This window comes from Aminobacterium sp. UBA4908 (genome assembly GCF_002398115.1).
GTDB lineage: Bacteria > Synergistota > Synergistia > Synergistales > Aminobacteriaceae > Aminobacterium > Aminobacterium mobile.
On record NZ_DHCG01000007.1, the window covers coordinates 89,398 to 103,335 of the forward strand.

At 41.6% G+C, this 13,938-nt stretch carries 11 protein-coding genes and 1 riboswitch; of the genes, 4 read left to right on the forward strand and 7 right to left on the reverse strand.

Going from position 1 to position 13,938, the window contains the following annotated elements; translation table 11 throughout:
* Positions 1-201 precede the first annotated feature (201 nt).
* The 3 genes from B4J50_RS06885 to B4J50_RS06895 all read right to left on the reverse strand — a co-directional run bounded on the left by B4J50_RS06885 (position 202) and on the right by B4J50_RS06895 (position 6,146).
* Positions 202-2,076, reverse strand: coding sequence for an aldehyde ferredoxin oxidoreductase family protein (locus tag B4J50_RS06885; RefSeq protein ID WP_286846007.1), 1,875 nt, complete (start codon positions 2,074-2,076; stop codon positions 202-204).
* Positions 2,077-2,092: 16 nt separating this feature from the next.
* A riboswitch (molybdenum cofactor riboswitch) is annotated at positions 2,093-2,215 on the reverse strand.
* Positions 2,216-2,332: 117 nt separating this feature from the next.
* Positions 2,333-4,852: a magnesium-translocating P-type ATPase gene (mgtA, locus tag B4J50_RS06890; RefSeq protein WP_286846005.1), complete on the reverse strand. Its 2,520-nt coding sequence runs from the start codon at positions 4,850-4,852 to the stop codon at positions 2,333-2,335.
* A gap of 301 nt (positions 4,853-5,153) precedes the next feature.
* Positions 5,154-6,146, reverse strand: coding sequence for a homoserine dehydrogenase (locus B4J50_RS06895; protein WP_286846004.1), 993 nt, complete (start codon positions 6,144-6,146; stop codon positions 5,154-5,156).
* Between the two features lie 149 nt (positions 6,147-6,295).
* Between B4J50_RS06895 and B4J50_RS06900 the strand changes: the two genes are divergently transcribed.
* Together B4J50_RS06900 and B4J50_RS06905 are read left to right on the forward strand one after the other, a co-directional pair.
* On the forward strand, positions 6,296-6,820 hold the full coding sequence (locus B4J50_RS06900; RefSeq protein ID WP_156923387.1) for a YeeE/YedE thiosulfate transporter family protein: 525 nt from the start codon (positions 6,296-6,298) through the stop codon (positions 6,818-6,820).
* The gene (locus tag B4J50_RS06905) at positions 6,817-7,347 is read left to right on the forward strand and encodes a YeeE/YedE thiosulfate transporter family protein (protein ID WP_024822711.1); all 531 of its coding nucleotides are present in this window, start codon (positions 6,817-6,819) and stop codon (positions 7,345-7,347) included. The genes B4J50_RS06900 and B4J50_RS06905 overlap by 4 nt, the downstream gene beginning before the upstream one ends.
* Positions 7,348-7,386: 39 nt before the next feature.
* Here B4J50_RS06905 and nhaC read toward each other — a convergent pair whose 3' ends face one another.
* A complete protein-coding gene (gene nhaC, locus B4J50_RS06910) occupies positions 7,387-8,844 on the reverse strand; it encodes a Na+/H+ antiporter NhaC (protein WP_024822710.1) in 1,458 nt (485 codons plus the stop codon).
* 758 nt (positions 8,845-9,602) lie between these two features.
* Positions 9,603-10,541 (reverse strand): YeiH family protein, encoded by a 939-nt coding sequence (locus B4J50_RS06915; protein WP_024822709.1) that lies wholly within the window; start codon positions 10,539-10,541, stop codon positions 9,603-9,605.
* Between the two features lie 140 nt (positions 10,542-10,681).
* Here B4J50_RS06915 and B4J50_RS06920 point away from each other — a divergent pair, with 140 nt between their 5' ends.
* Complete coding sequence (locus tag B4J50_RS06920; protein WP_286954031.1) at positions 10,682-11,596, forward strand: LysR family transcriptional regulator; 915 nt, start codon at positions 10,682-10,684, stop codon at positions 11,594-11,596.
* Between the two features lie 27 nt (positions 11,597-11,623).
* Here the strand turns inward: B4J50_RS06920 and trpB are convergent, their stop codons facing one another.
* On the reverse strand, positions 11,624-12,799 hold the full coding sequence (trpB, locus tag B4J50_RS06925) for a tryptophan synthase subunit beta (protein WP_024822707.1): 1,176 nt from the start codon (positions 12,797-12,799) through the stop codon (positions 11,624-11,626).
* Between the two features lie 318 nt (positions 12,800-13,117).
* Here trpB and B4J50_RS06930 point away from each other — a divergent pair, with 318 nt between their 5' ends.
* Entirely contained in the window at positions 13,118-13,660 is a 543-nt protein-coding gene (locus B4J50_RS06930; protein WP_024822705.1) for a flavodoxin family protein, read from the forward strand.
* 130 nt (positions 13,661-13,790) lie between these two features.
* Here B4J50_RS06930 and B4J50_RS06935 read toward each other — a convergent pair whose 3' ends face one another.
* Positions 13,791-13,922 carry a hypothetical protein gene (locus B4J50_RS06935; protein ID WP_274532067.1) on the reverse strand — a complete coding sequence of 44 codons (132 nt, stop codon included), beginning with the start codon at positions 13,920-13,922 and terminating at the stop codon, positions 13,791-13,793.
* Positions 13,923-13,938: the final 16 nt, after the last annotated feature.

Sequence of the window (13,938 nt, forward strand, 5' to 3'; positions counted from 1 at the left end):
TCTTAAGGAAACCTCCTTTGCTTTTATTCGATAAGAAATATGTATGCACAATATAAAGTCAAAATTCAAACTGAGGGTTGATAATAACACCTGTTAAGTTGTGGAACAAGATCGGAGGAGATAATGGCGGGCATTTTTCGAAGTGCACCCCAAATGCCAGCGTTGCGTTTGACATTTGGGGTACTGAATATTCTTTCTATGTCAACCTAATAATTTTTTCCCTATTTCGGTTAAATATAGCTCAGAGAGTTTTTCTTTAGTCGGAACCCCTTGACTATCCCAACCTTTTATTTTATAAACCAGCTCTAAAAGCCTGCCTTGATCGACGACTTGTCCTTTCCCTGGTCCATCTGGCGCGGGCTCAGTACTAAATCGCTGAGGGAGATAGTCGTCTTTTTTCGAAAATCCCTCGCGAATATTGAAAAGCCGCTCTATATTGATAACTCGTTCGCTTGCTTTAAACAAGTCTATATAGCTGTACTTTCTTCCAGATCCACTGCTAAAAAGCTCTGCCCATGTCCTTCCTTTTATGGCTAGGGTGATACTAGCGAACAAGCATACGCCAAGCAAATTTGCGGCCATAGAGAGCTCTTCAAAAGGCTTGAACCAATCTTTGTTTTCTTCACTGAATGGATCTACACGTTCGGTAACGCCAAGTTCTTCTTCCAGGTAGCCGAAAGCATCGACAGTAGCACCATATGGACGTAAATGGTCTGCCCCTCGTGGAGAAAGCATATGCGATAGAGCTTCTCCCTTACTGCTTCGCACTCCATCTGCGGCCATTTCTTGCCCTTTCACGTGCATAACATATTTCTCTGCGTCCCCTCCGATACTTTGTGCAGCTCTGAGAGATCCCTCTCCGAGGAGAGTGGCAAAATCACCTTGTCGCCTAGCAATGCGTTCTACTATCTCCACAATAGCATCGCTGTTTCCCCATGAAAGAACAAGTCCGTCGGTTTTGTTTTGATCGATAATTCCTTTCTCATACCACTCCATGGCCGTGGCTATTACTTGCCCTGCCGAAATAATATCAAGGCCGAGATCGTTTGCAATATAGTTTGCGGCAGTGATAGAGTAGAGGTCCTTATTCCCCAGTTTTTGCCCAAATGCAGCTAATGTCTCATATTCAGGTCCCGATCCGGAACGACCCTCATATTTCCCTTTTGGAATGCGCGTGAGGCGAACACAGCCAATTGGACAGTTGTAACATCGATCCTGTTTTACCTCCAATTTTTCATGATAGGCTTTATGTCCGAGACTATCGTTGAAATTCGTTGTGGTTCGTTGCCAGTTATAAGCTGGTACAAGACCAAGGCTGTTCATGGCATCAAAGAAAGAAGGGGTACCATATTTCATAAGCTCTTCCCGAATAAAGGCTTCATTGTGAAGTTCTTGTATGGCTTTTTTTACAGCGTTATTAAATTGGTCATTATTATGTATTTGCGTTCGTGCTTTTGTTCCATAAACAGCAATTGCTTTAAGTTTTTTCGCCCCCATTACAGCACCGCCACCCCCTCTTCCGGCAGCGTGTTCGTTCCCAACCATTATGGTTGCAAAGCGCACAAGCTTCTCTCCTGCCTCGCCGATACATGCGATTTCTGCTTCGGGATTCCCCAGTTCTTGACGGATTATTTCCGTCGTTTCCTTTGTAGTTTTCCCCCAAATTTTTTCTGCAGAATGCAGGGTGATCTCATCGTTATTGATTGAAAGATATGTTGGATTTGGAGTTTGCCCATGAACAACAAGCATATCGAATCCCGCCCTTTTGAGCTGGGGGGCCCAAGCTCCTCCCACATTGGAAGCTCCGATGGTTCCTGTAAGGGGAGACTTGAACATAACCACAGTTCGGCCACAACAAGGGGCCTTTGTATCAGTTAAAGGGCCACATGCAAAAAGAAGCTTGTTTTCTGCTGATAGACCATCAATTCCTTTAGCTAAAGATTCAGCAAGATAAATAGCTCCAAAACCTTCTCCTCCAATATAGTTTCGGACCCAATTCTCGGATAAAGGAACTGACCATATTTCCCCATTTGACAGGTCTACATGTAGAATTTTCCCAGCATAGCAGTCAAACATATAGTTCTCCCTCCTTAGTTTATAGTAAGGGATTCCTTTCCAAACGCGGGAGGCGCAGCAGTTTCCTGCTACGCCCTATAGGCTTGAAGCCATGTTCTCTATAGAATGCAGGCTATCAAGCTCGGGATCCTTTCTTCTCGCGGGAATATATATGTATTTTATCCTGAATATTTAAACTTTTACAAGTATCCATTGCATCAGACATGTGATAATGCTGTTTATTTTTTTACTTTCAGGGATATTTCAAAAAATACTACTATGAAATAGAGCGATAAAAGATTTTCTTGATAATTTCTGCACTGAGGGTCATGCACATTATAATGACAAAAAGTGTCCATAAAAGAAAAGAGGGAAGAGGAGAAAAGCCGAAGAGTGTGGCAAGGGGAGTAGCGGGGAAAAGAAGAATAAAAAAGAGTACACCTATTGTGGCTATAAGAAGTTTGAAACCAGGTAGAGATTTGAAAAAAGGTCTCCTGCTCCGTACAACCAATACGACAAGGCAAGCCGAAGCTATGGATTCCAGAAACCATCCAGTTCTGAATTGGGAGATTGGAGTATGGAAAAAGAACAAAAGAATTATAAAGGTAATGTAGTCGAAAAATGAGCTCATAAGGCCAAAAACGACCATAAATTTGCGAATGAAAGATATATCCCATCGTTGAGGCTTTTGGATGAGTTCTTTATCCACGTTGTCCATGGCAATAGTCATCTCTGGTAGATCTGTCAACAGGTTCATAAGTAAAATTTGTTTGGGTACTAAAGGAAGAAAAGATAAGAAGAGCGAGGCTCCAGCCATACTGAACATGTTGCCAAAATTAGCACTCGTGGCCATAAATATGTATTTCATTGTGTTTGCGAATGTTCGTCGTCCTTCTATAACGCCTTCAGAAAGTACGGCGAGGTCTTTTTCAAGAAGTACTATGTCAGCGGCTTCTTTGGCTACATCTACTGCTGTATCTACCGAAATGCCGACATCTGCATTATGAAGGGCTGAAGCATCATTTATTCCATCTCCCATAAACCCTACACTGTTCCCGGATTTTTTGAGGGCCATAATGATTCGTTCTTTTTGATTCGGCTCTACTTCTGCAAATAGAGAGCATTGATTGGCAAGGTGGAAAAGAGCTGCATCACTTATTGATCGAAGGTCAGCACCAGTTATAACGCGAGGTGCAATAATGCCCACTTGTTGCGCTATGTTTTTGACTACATGTGCATTGTCTCCGGAAATAATTTTTAAGGAGATGCCTAGTTCAGAAAGTTTTTGGATGGCTTGAATAACTCCATCTTTGGGAGGATCGTAAAACGTTAAAAAACCTATAAACGTCATGTTTTTTTCGTCTTCTTTTGTGAAATGTATCAAGGAACCAATGTTTTTAATGGCTACGCCTAGAGTTCTTAGCCCCTGAGAGCTTAATTCGTTATACAATTCTATAATAGAAGGCAAATAAGACTCTATAGAAAAGGTGTTTTTCTCATGTCCCATATCTATAGAGCTGCAAATAGAAAGAATTGAATTCACAGCTCCCTTGCTGACAATAAGGTTTTGTTCGTTATATTCCAGAAGTACACTCTGCCTTTTTCTAACAAAGTCGTAGGGTACTTCGTCGTATTTTTGAGCTTCTTTATATGAGATGGGGTGTGCGTTTTTTATTGCCGTGTCAATAGGATTATTGAAGCCTGTTTCTAATGCTGAGTGCATGGCAGCTACGTGCAAGACATACTCTGAAGGAGACCCATCTGGTGCAAGGGCGGTATGAAGCCGTACATTTCCTGCCGTGAGTGTTCCGGTTTTATCACAACAGAGGATGTTCATGCTTCCAAAATTTTCTATAGCTGAGAGTCGTTTGACGATAACCTTACTTTTTGCCATTTTTTTAGCGCCATTGGCTAAATTAACGCTTACTATTGCTGGAAGAAGCTGAGGAATGAGGCCTACAGCCAAGGCGAGAGAGAATAAAAAAGAGTCTAAAACAGGCCTGGAGAGTAAAACATTAAAAGCAAAAATAAGAATAACAAGCAATAATGTAACCTCTACTAGAAAATAGCCGAAACGTCGGATCCCTTTCTCAAAATCTGTTTCTATGGGGCGGATGCGGAGTTGTTGGGCAATCTTTCCAAACTCTGTTTTTTTGCCTGTATTTACGACGATCCCTCTTCCTGTGCCGCTAATGACGTGAGTGCCCAGGAAAAGGGTGTTTGTTCGCTTGTTCAACGAAGTTTGCGGGGCCAAAAGGAGGGGGATTTTTTCTATAGGGTATGTTTCGCCAGTGAGGGACGCCTCATCTACAAAAAGATCTTTGCTTTCGATGAGAAGACAGTCTGCTGGAATAATATCGCCGGCGGACAGTAAAACAACGTCTCCGGAAACAACTTCCTCTAGGGGGATATTCGTTGGCTCTCCCTGTCGTATAATTTTCGTTTTTATTTGAACCATTGCTAAAAGTTTAGAGGTAGCTTCCTGTGCCCCTTTTTCTTGTTGAAAAGATAAAAAACTGCTTGTTAGCACAATCGCTAAAATTATAAGGGCATCAGAAGGATTATGAAGGAAAAAAGAAATGCAGGCGGCGCAGATGAGAATAAATACGATAGGGGTTCGTAACTGAGCCCAAAAAAGTCGAGTCAGTGTATAGCTTTTTTTAGCTTTAAGTACGTTAGTTCCAAGTTTTTCTCGCCGTTTTTTTGCTTCTTCCCACGAAAGGCCGGTAGGTTGCGTTTCAAGGGCTTTAAAAGCAGTCTCAACACTCCAACTCCAATAGGCATTAGGATCTTCCATTGGATACCCTCCCTTCTTTGTTGCTTCAAAGGTATATTTCCCTCACAACGCAAAACGATGAAGTGCAGAGTATCTCTAGTATTGTAGTCTTTTAACCTAATCCCCCCTATGTCCGAAGGTAGATGGCATAGCTACGTAGAGTGTCTCTGTATTGTAGCCTTTTAGCTACGTAGAGAATAGGCGGGAGTATAGTTTTGGCAGAAGGGGAAGAAGTAAAATAAAAATATTTTTCTCAATATTAGGGCCTAGATTAAGAACAAAAATAGTTAAGAATTTTCTGTTTAGTTGCATCATGCTAGATTCATGATACAAATTGATATCCTTTTTGTATATTAATAATATCTCGTAATAAGGAGGCTGCGGCTGATGTCGTTCCAGAAGCCCCTCCTATTATCGTGAGTTCTCCCAGCGAGTCAGATATAAATCGCACGGCTTTGTTTGTTCCGTTGACTCCGTAAAGAGGATGAGAAGAATCTATAGTTTCAGATTGTACTGATAATATCACGTCGTTTCCGGTTTTTCTGGCTTTCCCTATTAATTTGATTCGTTTTCCATCTCTGCGCACCTCTTGTATTTTCCCCGCAGAAATGGTTGTGATCCCTTCAACACATATATCGGAGAGTTTTTTATTTTCTCCCATCAATACATTGACAAGAATTAATAGCTTTATTGCAGTATCCCATCCTTCTACATCTAAAGTGGAATCTGTTTCAGCTATGCCCATTCCTTGAGCTTTCTTAAGAGCGTCTAGATAAGAGGTTCCATTTAATTCCATCTCTTGAAAAATGAAGTTAGACGTGCCATTTAAGATACCCTCTATAGATGATATAGAGGCCCCAGCCATATCGAAAAGGCCAGCATTAATTACAGGAAGAGCCCCTCCAGTGGTGCACCCTATAGCAAATTGTACGTGGTTCCGTTTCGCCATGACGTACAAATCTCTATAAGCGAGGAGAACTGGCCCTTTGTTAGCCGTAACGACATGAATTCCTGAATTGAGGGCTTCTGCGATATGGGTTAACCCAGGTTCCCCTGTCTCCTTATTGGTAGGCGTAGCTTCCACAAGCAAATCCACATCTCGTCGTTTTATAAGGGATTGAAAAGTTATGGCAGGATTGAAGATGAGACTTGAGGAATTAGTGATACCCAAAGGATCATATACTCCGCCTTGACTGCGGATAATGTAGGTAAGAGAAATAGAAATATTTTTCCGGTTCAGTTCCTCTTTTTTTTCTTCCAGAAGGCGAGTAAAAGCTTTCCCTACCCCTCCAAAACCTATAAGAGCAATACGCATGCACTAGCTCCCCCTATCTTCCCCGATTGTTTTTACGTTAACATAAAAAATGGGAAAATCCTAGAAATTATCTCTCTTAAGGTTCTATTGGAAGATAAGACAGATTAATATACAATATAGACGACATAGAAAAAGAAGGGGGGCTATATATGTATAATCGTAGGGGAATGCCGATGAATCCTTATTTAGCTGGAAGTTTGGCAGGAGCGCTCTCTGTCCTATCCACATGGTTTACTGGAAAGTATTTTGGAGCATCGACTTCTTTTGTAAGATCTGCCGGTTTTGTGGAGAAGATTTTTAGCCCTGAGAAAGTAGCCCAAATGCCATATTTTATGAAAGAAATCCCCCAAATAGACTGGCAATTTATGTTTGTTATAGGTATCTTCCTTGGTTCTCTTGTAAGCTCTCTTTTTACTAAAACGTATAGAGTGCAATGGGTCCCCATTACATGGCGAGATCGTTTCGGCAAAAGCTCGTTACGCCGTGCTGTTACCGCTTTTGTAGGAGGTATTATAGCCATGTTTGGAGCGCGACTCGCAGATGGCTGACCGAGTGGTCACGGACTGAGCGGTACGCTTCAGTTAGCTGTTAGCGGATATGTTGCCCTAGCCCTTTTCTTTGGAGCAGGAATTCTTGTTGCTCGTTTATTATATGGGGAAGGTGACAGGTTGTGAAAACAGAGCTTGTTTTGGGGTTGCTGACGGGTTTTATTTTTGGCATATTGCTTCAGCGATCTGAAACTGTTCGTTATGACAGACAATTAGGTGCCTTGAAGCTGAAGGATTTTACCATTTTGAAGTTTATGCTCTCTACTATTACTGTGGGTATGATTGGGACTTATTTTTTATTTGACCTTGACATAGTTAAGCTATCTATTAAGCCTACTGTTTTGGGAGCTTTGCTGCCCGGAGGAATTTTATTCGGAATAGGATGGGCTCTGCTGGGATATTGTCCTGGCACGTCTCTAGGGGCTATTGGAGAAGGGCGACTTGATGCTATTTGGGGAATTTTAGGAATGTTATCAGGTGCAGCTCTGTATGCTGAAGCGTACCCTTTTTTGCAAAGGACGATTCTCGTCTGGGGTGATTTGGGGAAAATAACAATTCCCCAGATTCTAGGTACAAGTCACTGGATTATTATCGGTATATTTGTAGCCCTTGTTTTGATTTTTTTCCGATACATAGAGAGGAAGGGGTTATAAAACCCCTTCCTTATAAAAAGCTAAATTTAACGTAAAGCTCTAAGCCTCTTGACGTGCTGCTACAGACTGAGTTTTATCCTGTGTAATGGTACCGTCTGCTTTTCTCCAGAAAATACCTATGCCAGCAAATGTCATAAGGAAAGCTACGATAGGATTTAGCCAGTTGAAGAAGGCGTAGGGCATAAAAGTGAAAGATCCTACCCCGAGCACATTGCTCATGAAGGCTCCACAAGCTGTCCAGGGGATGAGAGGGGAAGAGATAGTGCCGCAATCCTCCAAAGTTCTTGAAAGCATACGAGGAGCAAGTCCCATCGCTTCATAAGCGGGTTTGAAAGTCCTTCCCGGAACGATAATGCCGAGGAATTGATCGCCAAGAAAGAAGTTGCTGAGGTAACTGGAAATGAGAGTGATTCCCACAAGAGAGTGTACGCTTTTGAGATATTTGCTGAGATGGGAGAGGATGCTTTCGAGAAATCCGCAGCTTTCCATAATGCCTCCAAATGAAAGAGCGCAAACGATGAGAGAAATGGTCCACATCATGCTGTCAAGTCCGCCTCGAGTTAACAGATCATCAACAGCCTTGACTCCAGTTTCAGATTCATATCCATAATGGACGATGGAAATAAGGTCTGATATTCCTTGTCCCTGCATGAAGAAGGCTGTGAGACAAGCGAGAAAAATTCCAATCATAAGAGAGGGGATAGCGGGCCACTTTTTCCAAGCGCTTACTATAATAAAAATAGGCGGGATTAACGTAATAATATTGATTTTATATGTCTGAATCATTGTATTAGAGATGATAGCTATATCCTCTAAGTTTCCTGTATCTCCACTAAAACGAAGGCCAATAACGATATAAATAATAAGAGCTATGATGTATGTAGGAGCTGTGGTCCAGACCATGGCTCGAATGTGGTCAAAAAGTTCACCGCCAGCCACTGCTGGGGCTAGATTCGTCGTATCAGAAAGAGGCGACATTTTATCTCCAAAATAAGACCCAGAAATAATGGCTCCGGCTGTCATGGGGCTGGGGATACCAAGCGCTCCGCCTACCCCCATGAGGGCGATTCCTACTGTTCCTGCGGTAGTCCAGGATGTTCCGGTTGAAACAGCAACAATAGAACAAATAAGCAAGGTTGCAGCAAGAAAGTATCTAGGTGATAGTAATTTTAATCCATAATAGATAAGAGCAGGAACTGTTCCCGAAGCAATCCAGCTTCCTATAAGAAGGCCAACAAGCATAAGGATAATAATAGGTATAAGCGCTAATTGTATGCCATTCACAATGCCGTTTTCTACATCTTGCCATGTTTTCCCGAGGAAAAACATAGCTACGGCAGCACAGATCGTGGCGGCAATGACCATGGGAATATGAGCATCAACGCCTAGTTTCATAATGGAAAAACCAATGACGAATGCGCAAAGGGCAAATGTGCCTAACGATAGACCAAGTGGAGCGAGTTGTTTTTCTTTGACTTCTTTTGATTTTTGAGTCATAAGATCCCCCTCCTATTTTTTAGATTACGTAATAAAGCACACATGAAATCATGTCACTGTATGCATCATAGTGTCTAGATATATAATATGTCAATAAGATTCGTGAAAATATGCTTTGAAAAAATTTTTAATAAACGCGAGGATAAAAGAAGAAAGAGCAATAATGATCGGCACTATTAGTAAGGATATGATTGGTTCCGCTATGTAAGGAGACTCATAGGACTGTATTTTTAGTGGGAGATATTCTGACACACATGCATGTTAAAAAGGTTCTATGACAGAGGGACCTTTGGAAACCCCAGTAGAATTTTATAAATGTATAGTATTATTGTTAGATAAAAAGTTGACCAATATTGTAATAAATTTTAAAATAAAATATCAATAATTTGTACTTTATTTAGCAAACACTATTGACATGTTTGCTCATCGGGAGTAAAATTTTATTATACTTGTTTGATAGGGTATAAAGGTTTTGAGTGGGATACAAGAGGTGATTGTAATGTCCTTATTTTTAATTTTGGCAAGTTTGGCGGTAGTATTTTCCCTTTCTATGTCGGATGGTTCGGTAGAAGCGTAGGGTTTTGTTTAAAGTGATATTTAAAGCCAGGGATTTTTCCCTGGCTTTTTTTATTATATTAAGGGGGGAATATACTTCTCTTCTCTTTCTTAAAAGAGGTTTCAATTCAATGTTGACATAAATTAAACTAGGCGTCGAGCTTAAGCAGCTACTGCAGACCGGTATTGAGTGTTGTCATACATTAGACTGGGAGCTTAATGAGCCCCAGTCTTATTACGGTAAGAGAGATAAGGGAAACAAGAATCCATAATGTTATTGCTTTCAGCAATGATCCTCCGCCTATTTTTTTTAGATCTTCTCTAGTGAGACCGGCTCCAACAAAAAAGAGAGTTGTAACCATAAGCTTTTTACCGCTTATAGCCAACAGATGCCATAGGTCCTCCATCCCTGGGAAGAGGGAACGGATCAGAGCTGCAAGAAGGAAGCCAAATAAGAACCACGGCACCTTTGCCTTGCTATCACTTTTGTTAAGCTTCGCCCCTAAAAAAGAAAGGGGTAATATCCATAGGGCACGTGTGAGTTTTATAGTTGTGCCAATAGCCAGAGCCTCTGCTCCGTAAATAGCGGTTGCCCCTACTACGCTGCTTGTATCATGAATAGCCAATGCGGCCCACACCCCGAAGTCAGCTTGATTAAGGCCTATAAGGTGCCCCAAATGGGGAAAGACGAGAAGGGCAATTCCGTTGAGTAAAAAGACCACAGCCATAGCAATAGCGGTTTGTCCCTGAGACGCGCCAATAGCAGGAGCCATAGCTGCAATAGCGCTTCCACCGCAAATAGCCGTACCACTGCTGATGAGAATAGAAACACTCCGCTCCACTTTAAATAATTTTCCTAAAACCCAACCTAGAAAAAGTGTTGTGGAAATGCTGAAAAAAGTAATGCCTATGGAAGAATAGCCGACTTTCAATATAACATTAAGCTGCAAACCGAACCCAAAGAGAATAACAGCAAGTTGCAGAAGATATTTTGACAGCATCCCCGTAACTTTTTTGGCAGGATTTCCCCATAAAAGAGCAATGGCACTTCCAAAACAGAGAGCAATGGCAAGAGACTTTGTTAAGAGAGTTAATGCTAAGCTTGTTATGATCCAGAAATATGGAGATTGAAGTATTATCATCAAAGTATAACCCCTTTAAATTATGATAAATTCCAACGTAGATGCAACATACTATAACCAGACTGTATTATTGATTCCAGCTTATTATTATGATAATTTCAATCAATAAAAATGATGAATGAGGTTTAAGTATGGAAATAATGACATTTCGCCAATTAGAAATTTTTGTGCAAATAGCGCGTTATGAAAATTTAACGAGGGCTGCTAAAACACTTTTTATAAGTCAATCAGCGGCGAGTATGGCTTTAAGAGAATTCGAAAGAATTATAGGAGGCCCTGTTTTTCATCGAGTAGGAAGAGGGCTGGTTTTAAATGATCGTGGGCGGATGCTGTTTCCTGAAGCAGAGAAGATTCTTGCTTCAGCTAGAGAATTAGTGGATATGGCTAAAAGTGAAGAAGGAGATTTAACAGGGGAACTTTTCATAGGGTGTAGTACAACTATAGGAAATTATTTTTTCCCTTCGTGGCTGAAGATTTTCTGCGAGGAAAATCCCCAAGTAAAGGTGACTTTAAATGTAGGCAATACTAAAGAAATTGCAAATCTTGTTCGAGAGGGGGCTCTGGATATAGGCCTAGTGGAAGGAGCTATAGACGGCTGTGACTTATATGAAGAAGAATGGCTTTGGGATGAACTGGTGATAATAGCGTCGCCTTCCCATTCTTTTGCTGGGGCTCGTCCCGTGGTTTCTGTAAAAGAGATAGCTAATGAACAATGGATTTTGAGAGAGCGAGGTTCTGGTACTTTGAGTACATTTGAAGCAGCGTTGACTCATAAAAACATTCGCTTGCATAACGTACAAGAGATTGGGCACACTGAGGCTATTAAGCGAGCAGTAGAGGCTGGTATGGGGTTGAGCTGTCTTTCACGTATGGCAGTAGAGGAGGAATTATTAGATGGACGTTTGGAAGAGGTTGCTACGGACCTTATTATAACAAGATGGTTTCGTATTATTTCTTTGCCGGAGCAGTATCGAAGCAGACTTTTTCAACATATGATGACGTGGCTTCGTACTCTTTCTTCTCGCTTTATAAATGAGAAAACGGCACGTTCATAATGCGAGAACGTGCCGTTAAAGTTTCTTTCATTTAAGAAGAGGAAGGATCGCATCCATATCTTTGTCTCCTCGCCCAGAAAGATTGACGAGGATACTTTCCCTCCGGGTAAGTTTGGGAAGTAGTTTAAAAGCGTAGGCTAACGCATGAGAGCTTTCAAGAGCGGGGATGATCCCTTCTTTTTGGCAGAGCAGTTTAAAGGCATCAATGGCTTCTTGATCTGTGACAGACACATAGTTTACCCGACCGCTGTCTTTCAAATAGGCGTGTTCTGGGCCAACGCCAGGATAATCAAGCCCTGCTGATATAGAGTATACATTGGCTGGTTCCCCGTTTTCTTTTGTAAGTACGTAACTCTTGAACCCATGAATAATAGATGGTTTCCCCACAGACAATGTAGCTGCATGCTCCCCAGAGGCCAACCCCTTCCCGGCTGGTTCCACTCCGAACAACTTCACGTCCGAGTCGTTGAGAAAACCTGCAAAAAGACCAATAGCGTTACTTCCACCACCTACACAGGCCAAAGCATAGTTTGGTAATGTACCTTCGCGGTCCAGAAATTGTTGTCTTGCCTCTTTACCGATAATACTTTGAAAATCATGAACCATAGTAGGATAAGGATGAGGTCCTACAGCTGAACCTAACAAATAGAAAGTTTCAGGTCGTTCTGCAAAAGCTTTTAGAGCTGCATCAACGGCTTCTTTAAGAGCTTTCTGTCCTTCCTCTACAGCTATAATTTCTGTTCCTAATACTTTCATACGGGCTACATTCGGGGCTTGGCGAGCTACATCAAGAGCTCCCATATATACAGTGCACTTCATTCCCATAAGAGCCGCTACGGTGGCACTGGCTGTGCCGTGCATTCCAGCACCTGTCTCTGCTATGAGTTCCTTTTTCCCCATACGTTTAGCTAGAAGAGCTTGTCCTAACGCATTATTTATTTTGTGGGCGCCAGTGTGATTGAGATCTTCTCGTTTCAGAAATAGTCGTCCTCCCCCAAAGTATTTTGATATATTTTTACACTCTGTAAGAGCCGATGGCCTCCCCACATATTCTTTTAAAGTCGTTGTAAATTCTTCGGCAAAAGATTGATCATGACGGGCGTCCTCATAAGCTTTTTCCAGCTCATTGAGGCGAGATTGCAATGCTTCCGACACAAAACTACCACCATATTCTCCAAAGAATCCTTTCTTATTCTGTTTCATGAACAATACCTCCCTTGTTTTATATAAAAAAAGGGACCTCTTCCTTTTTGGGAAGAAGCCCCTTTCTTCGAACTCTGTAAAAGATAGCGATAGATCAAAAGAAAAGGGGCTGCGGTTTTTTGCCCCGCAGCCCCTGAAAAATCAAGCCATACCTGCGGCGGCGCTAACAGCGCCACCACCAGAACTTATTGATAGAATTAAAATCTCTGAGATGTTTCATTGTTTTTTTCATGGAGATACCATAGCAATATCCTTAGTGTTCTGTCAAGGGCCCTAAATGATATACTTTTTTAAGTGTTTCTATGGAGGTGATAAGTAATGAAAATACTTGCTCTGTTAGGAAGTCCTAGAAGAAAGGGAAACACAGCAGCGTTATTGGAGAAGTTTGTAGAGGGAGCCGCTTCAAAAAAAGTTGTAGCGGAGACTGTTTTTCTTCACGATTTACATATAGCTCCATGTACAGCATGTAATGCCTGTAAGCGAAAGCAAGGTGCCCCTTGTGTTATTGATGATGATATGAGCTCCTTGTATTCCAAAGTATATGAGGCAGATGTTCTTGTTTTAGCTACACCTATCTATTGGTGGAATATCTCGGCCCAGTTGAAGTTATTTATGGACCGCTTGTATGCAGCGGATTATGAGAAACTTAAAGGTAAAAAAATCTTTCTTGTTATGACTTATGGGGGGGAGTTACCTAATTTAGGTCCAGAACTTGTTGAGAAAATGTATGTTGATATTTGTGATTGGCTAGAAATGGATTTTGGTGGGGTCGTTGGGGCTTGTTCCGAGTTGTTGCCTGTTGCTCAAAATCAGGATGCCTTAAACGAGGCCTTTTCGTTAGGAGCGTCGGTGAAGGGCTAAAAATAACCGTACTGTATAGTGATGAATTAGAGCAGATGCGTGTTTCTGTTTGAAGAAGAACAGTGGTAAGACCGCTCGAAAGGATCTCGTTAGATCGTTCATTTCGAGCGGCCTTTTATAACCATAAACGCTATCGTTGCTCATTCTTTAAAACCTCTCGATAGGCGAAGGAAAGTCCCTCAAAATCAAATTCATTTTCCTTGGGATCGTATCTTTTGTCTATTCTAGTCAGAGAAGCTTTTTTTTCATTTGATTTCGCCATGATAGTTATCTCCTTT

Bases quoted from the DNA above. Each gene is read 5' to 3' on its own strand.
- B4J50_RS06885 (WP_286846007.1), bottom strand. From the start codon at position 2,076: ATGTTTGACTGCTATGCTGGGAAAATTCTACATGTAGACCTGTCAAAT.
- mgtA (WP_286846005.1), bottom strand. From the start codon at position 4,852: ATGGAAGATCCTAATGCCTATTGGAGTTGGAGTGTTGAGACTGCTTTT.
- B4J50_RS06895 (WP_286846004.1), bottom strand. From the start codon at position 6,146: ATGCGTATTGCTCTTATAGGTTTTGGAGGGGTAGGGAAAGCTTTTACT.
- nhaC (WP_024822710.1), bottom strand. From the start codon at position 8,844: ATGACTCAAAAATCAAAAGAAGTCAAAGAAAAACAACTCGCTCCACTT.
- B4J50_RS06915 (WP_024822709.1), bottom strand. From the start codon at position 10,541: ATGATAATACTTCAATCTCCATATTTCTGGATCATAACAAGCTTAGCA.
- B4J50_RS06920 (WP_286954031.1), top strand. From the start codon at position 10,682: ATGACATTTCGCCAATTAGAAATTTTTGTGCAAATAGCGCGTTATGAA.
- trpB (WP_024822707.1), bottom strand. From the start codon at position 12,799: ATGAAACAGAATAAGAAAGGATTCTTTGGAGAATATGGTGGTAGTTTT.
- B4J50_RS06930 (WP_024822705.1), top strand. From the start codon at position 13,118: ATGAAAATACTTGCTCTGTTAGGAAGTCCTAGAAGAAAGGGAAACACA.
- B4J50_RS06935 (WP_274532067.1), bottom strand. From the start codon at position 13,922: ATGGCGAAATCAAATGAAAAAAAAGCTTCTCTGACTAGAATAGACAAA.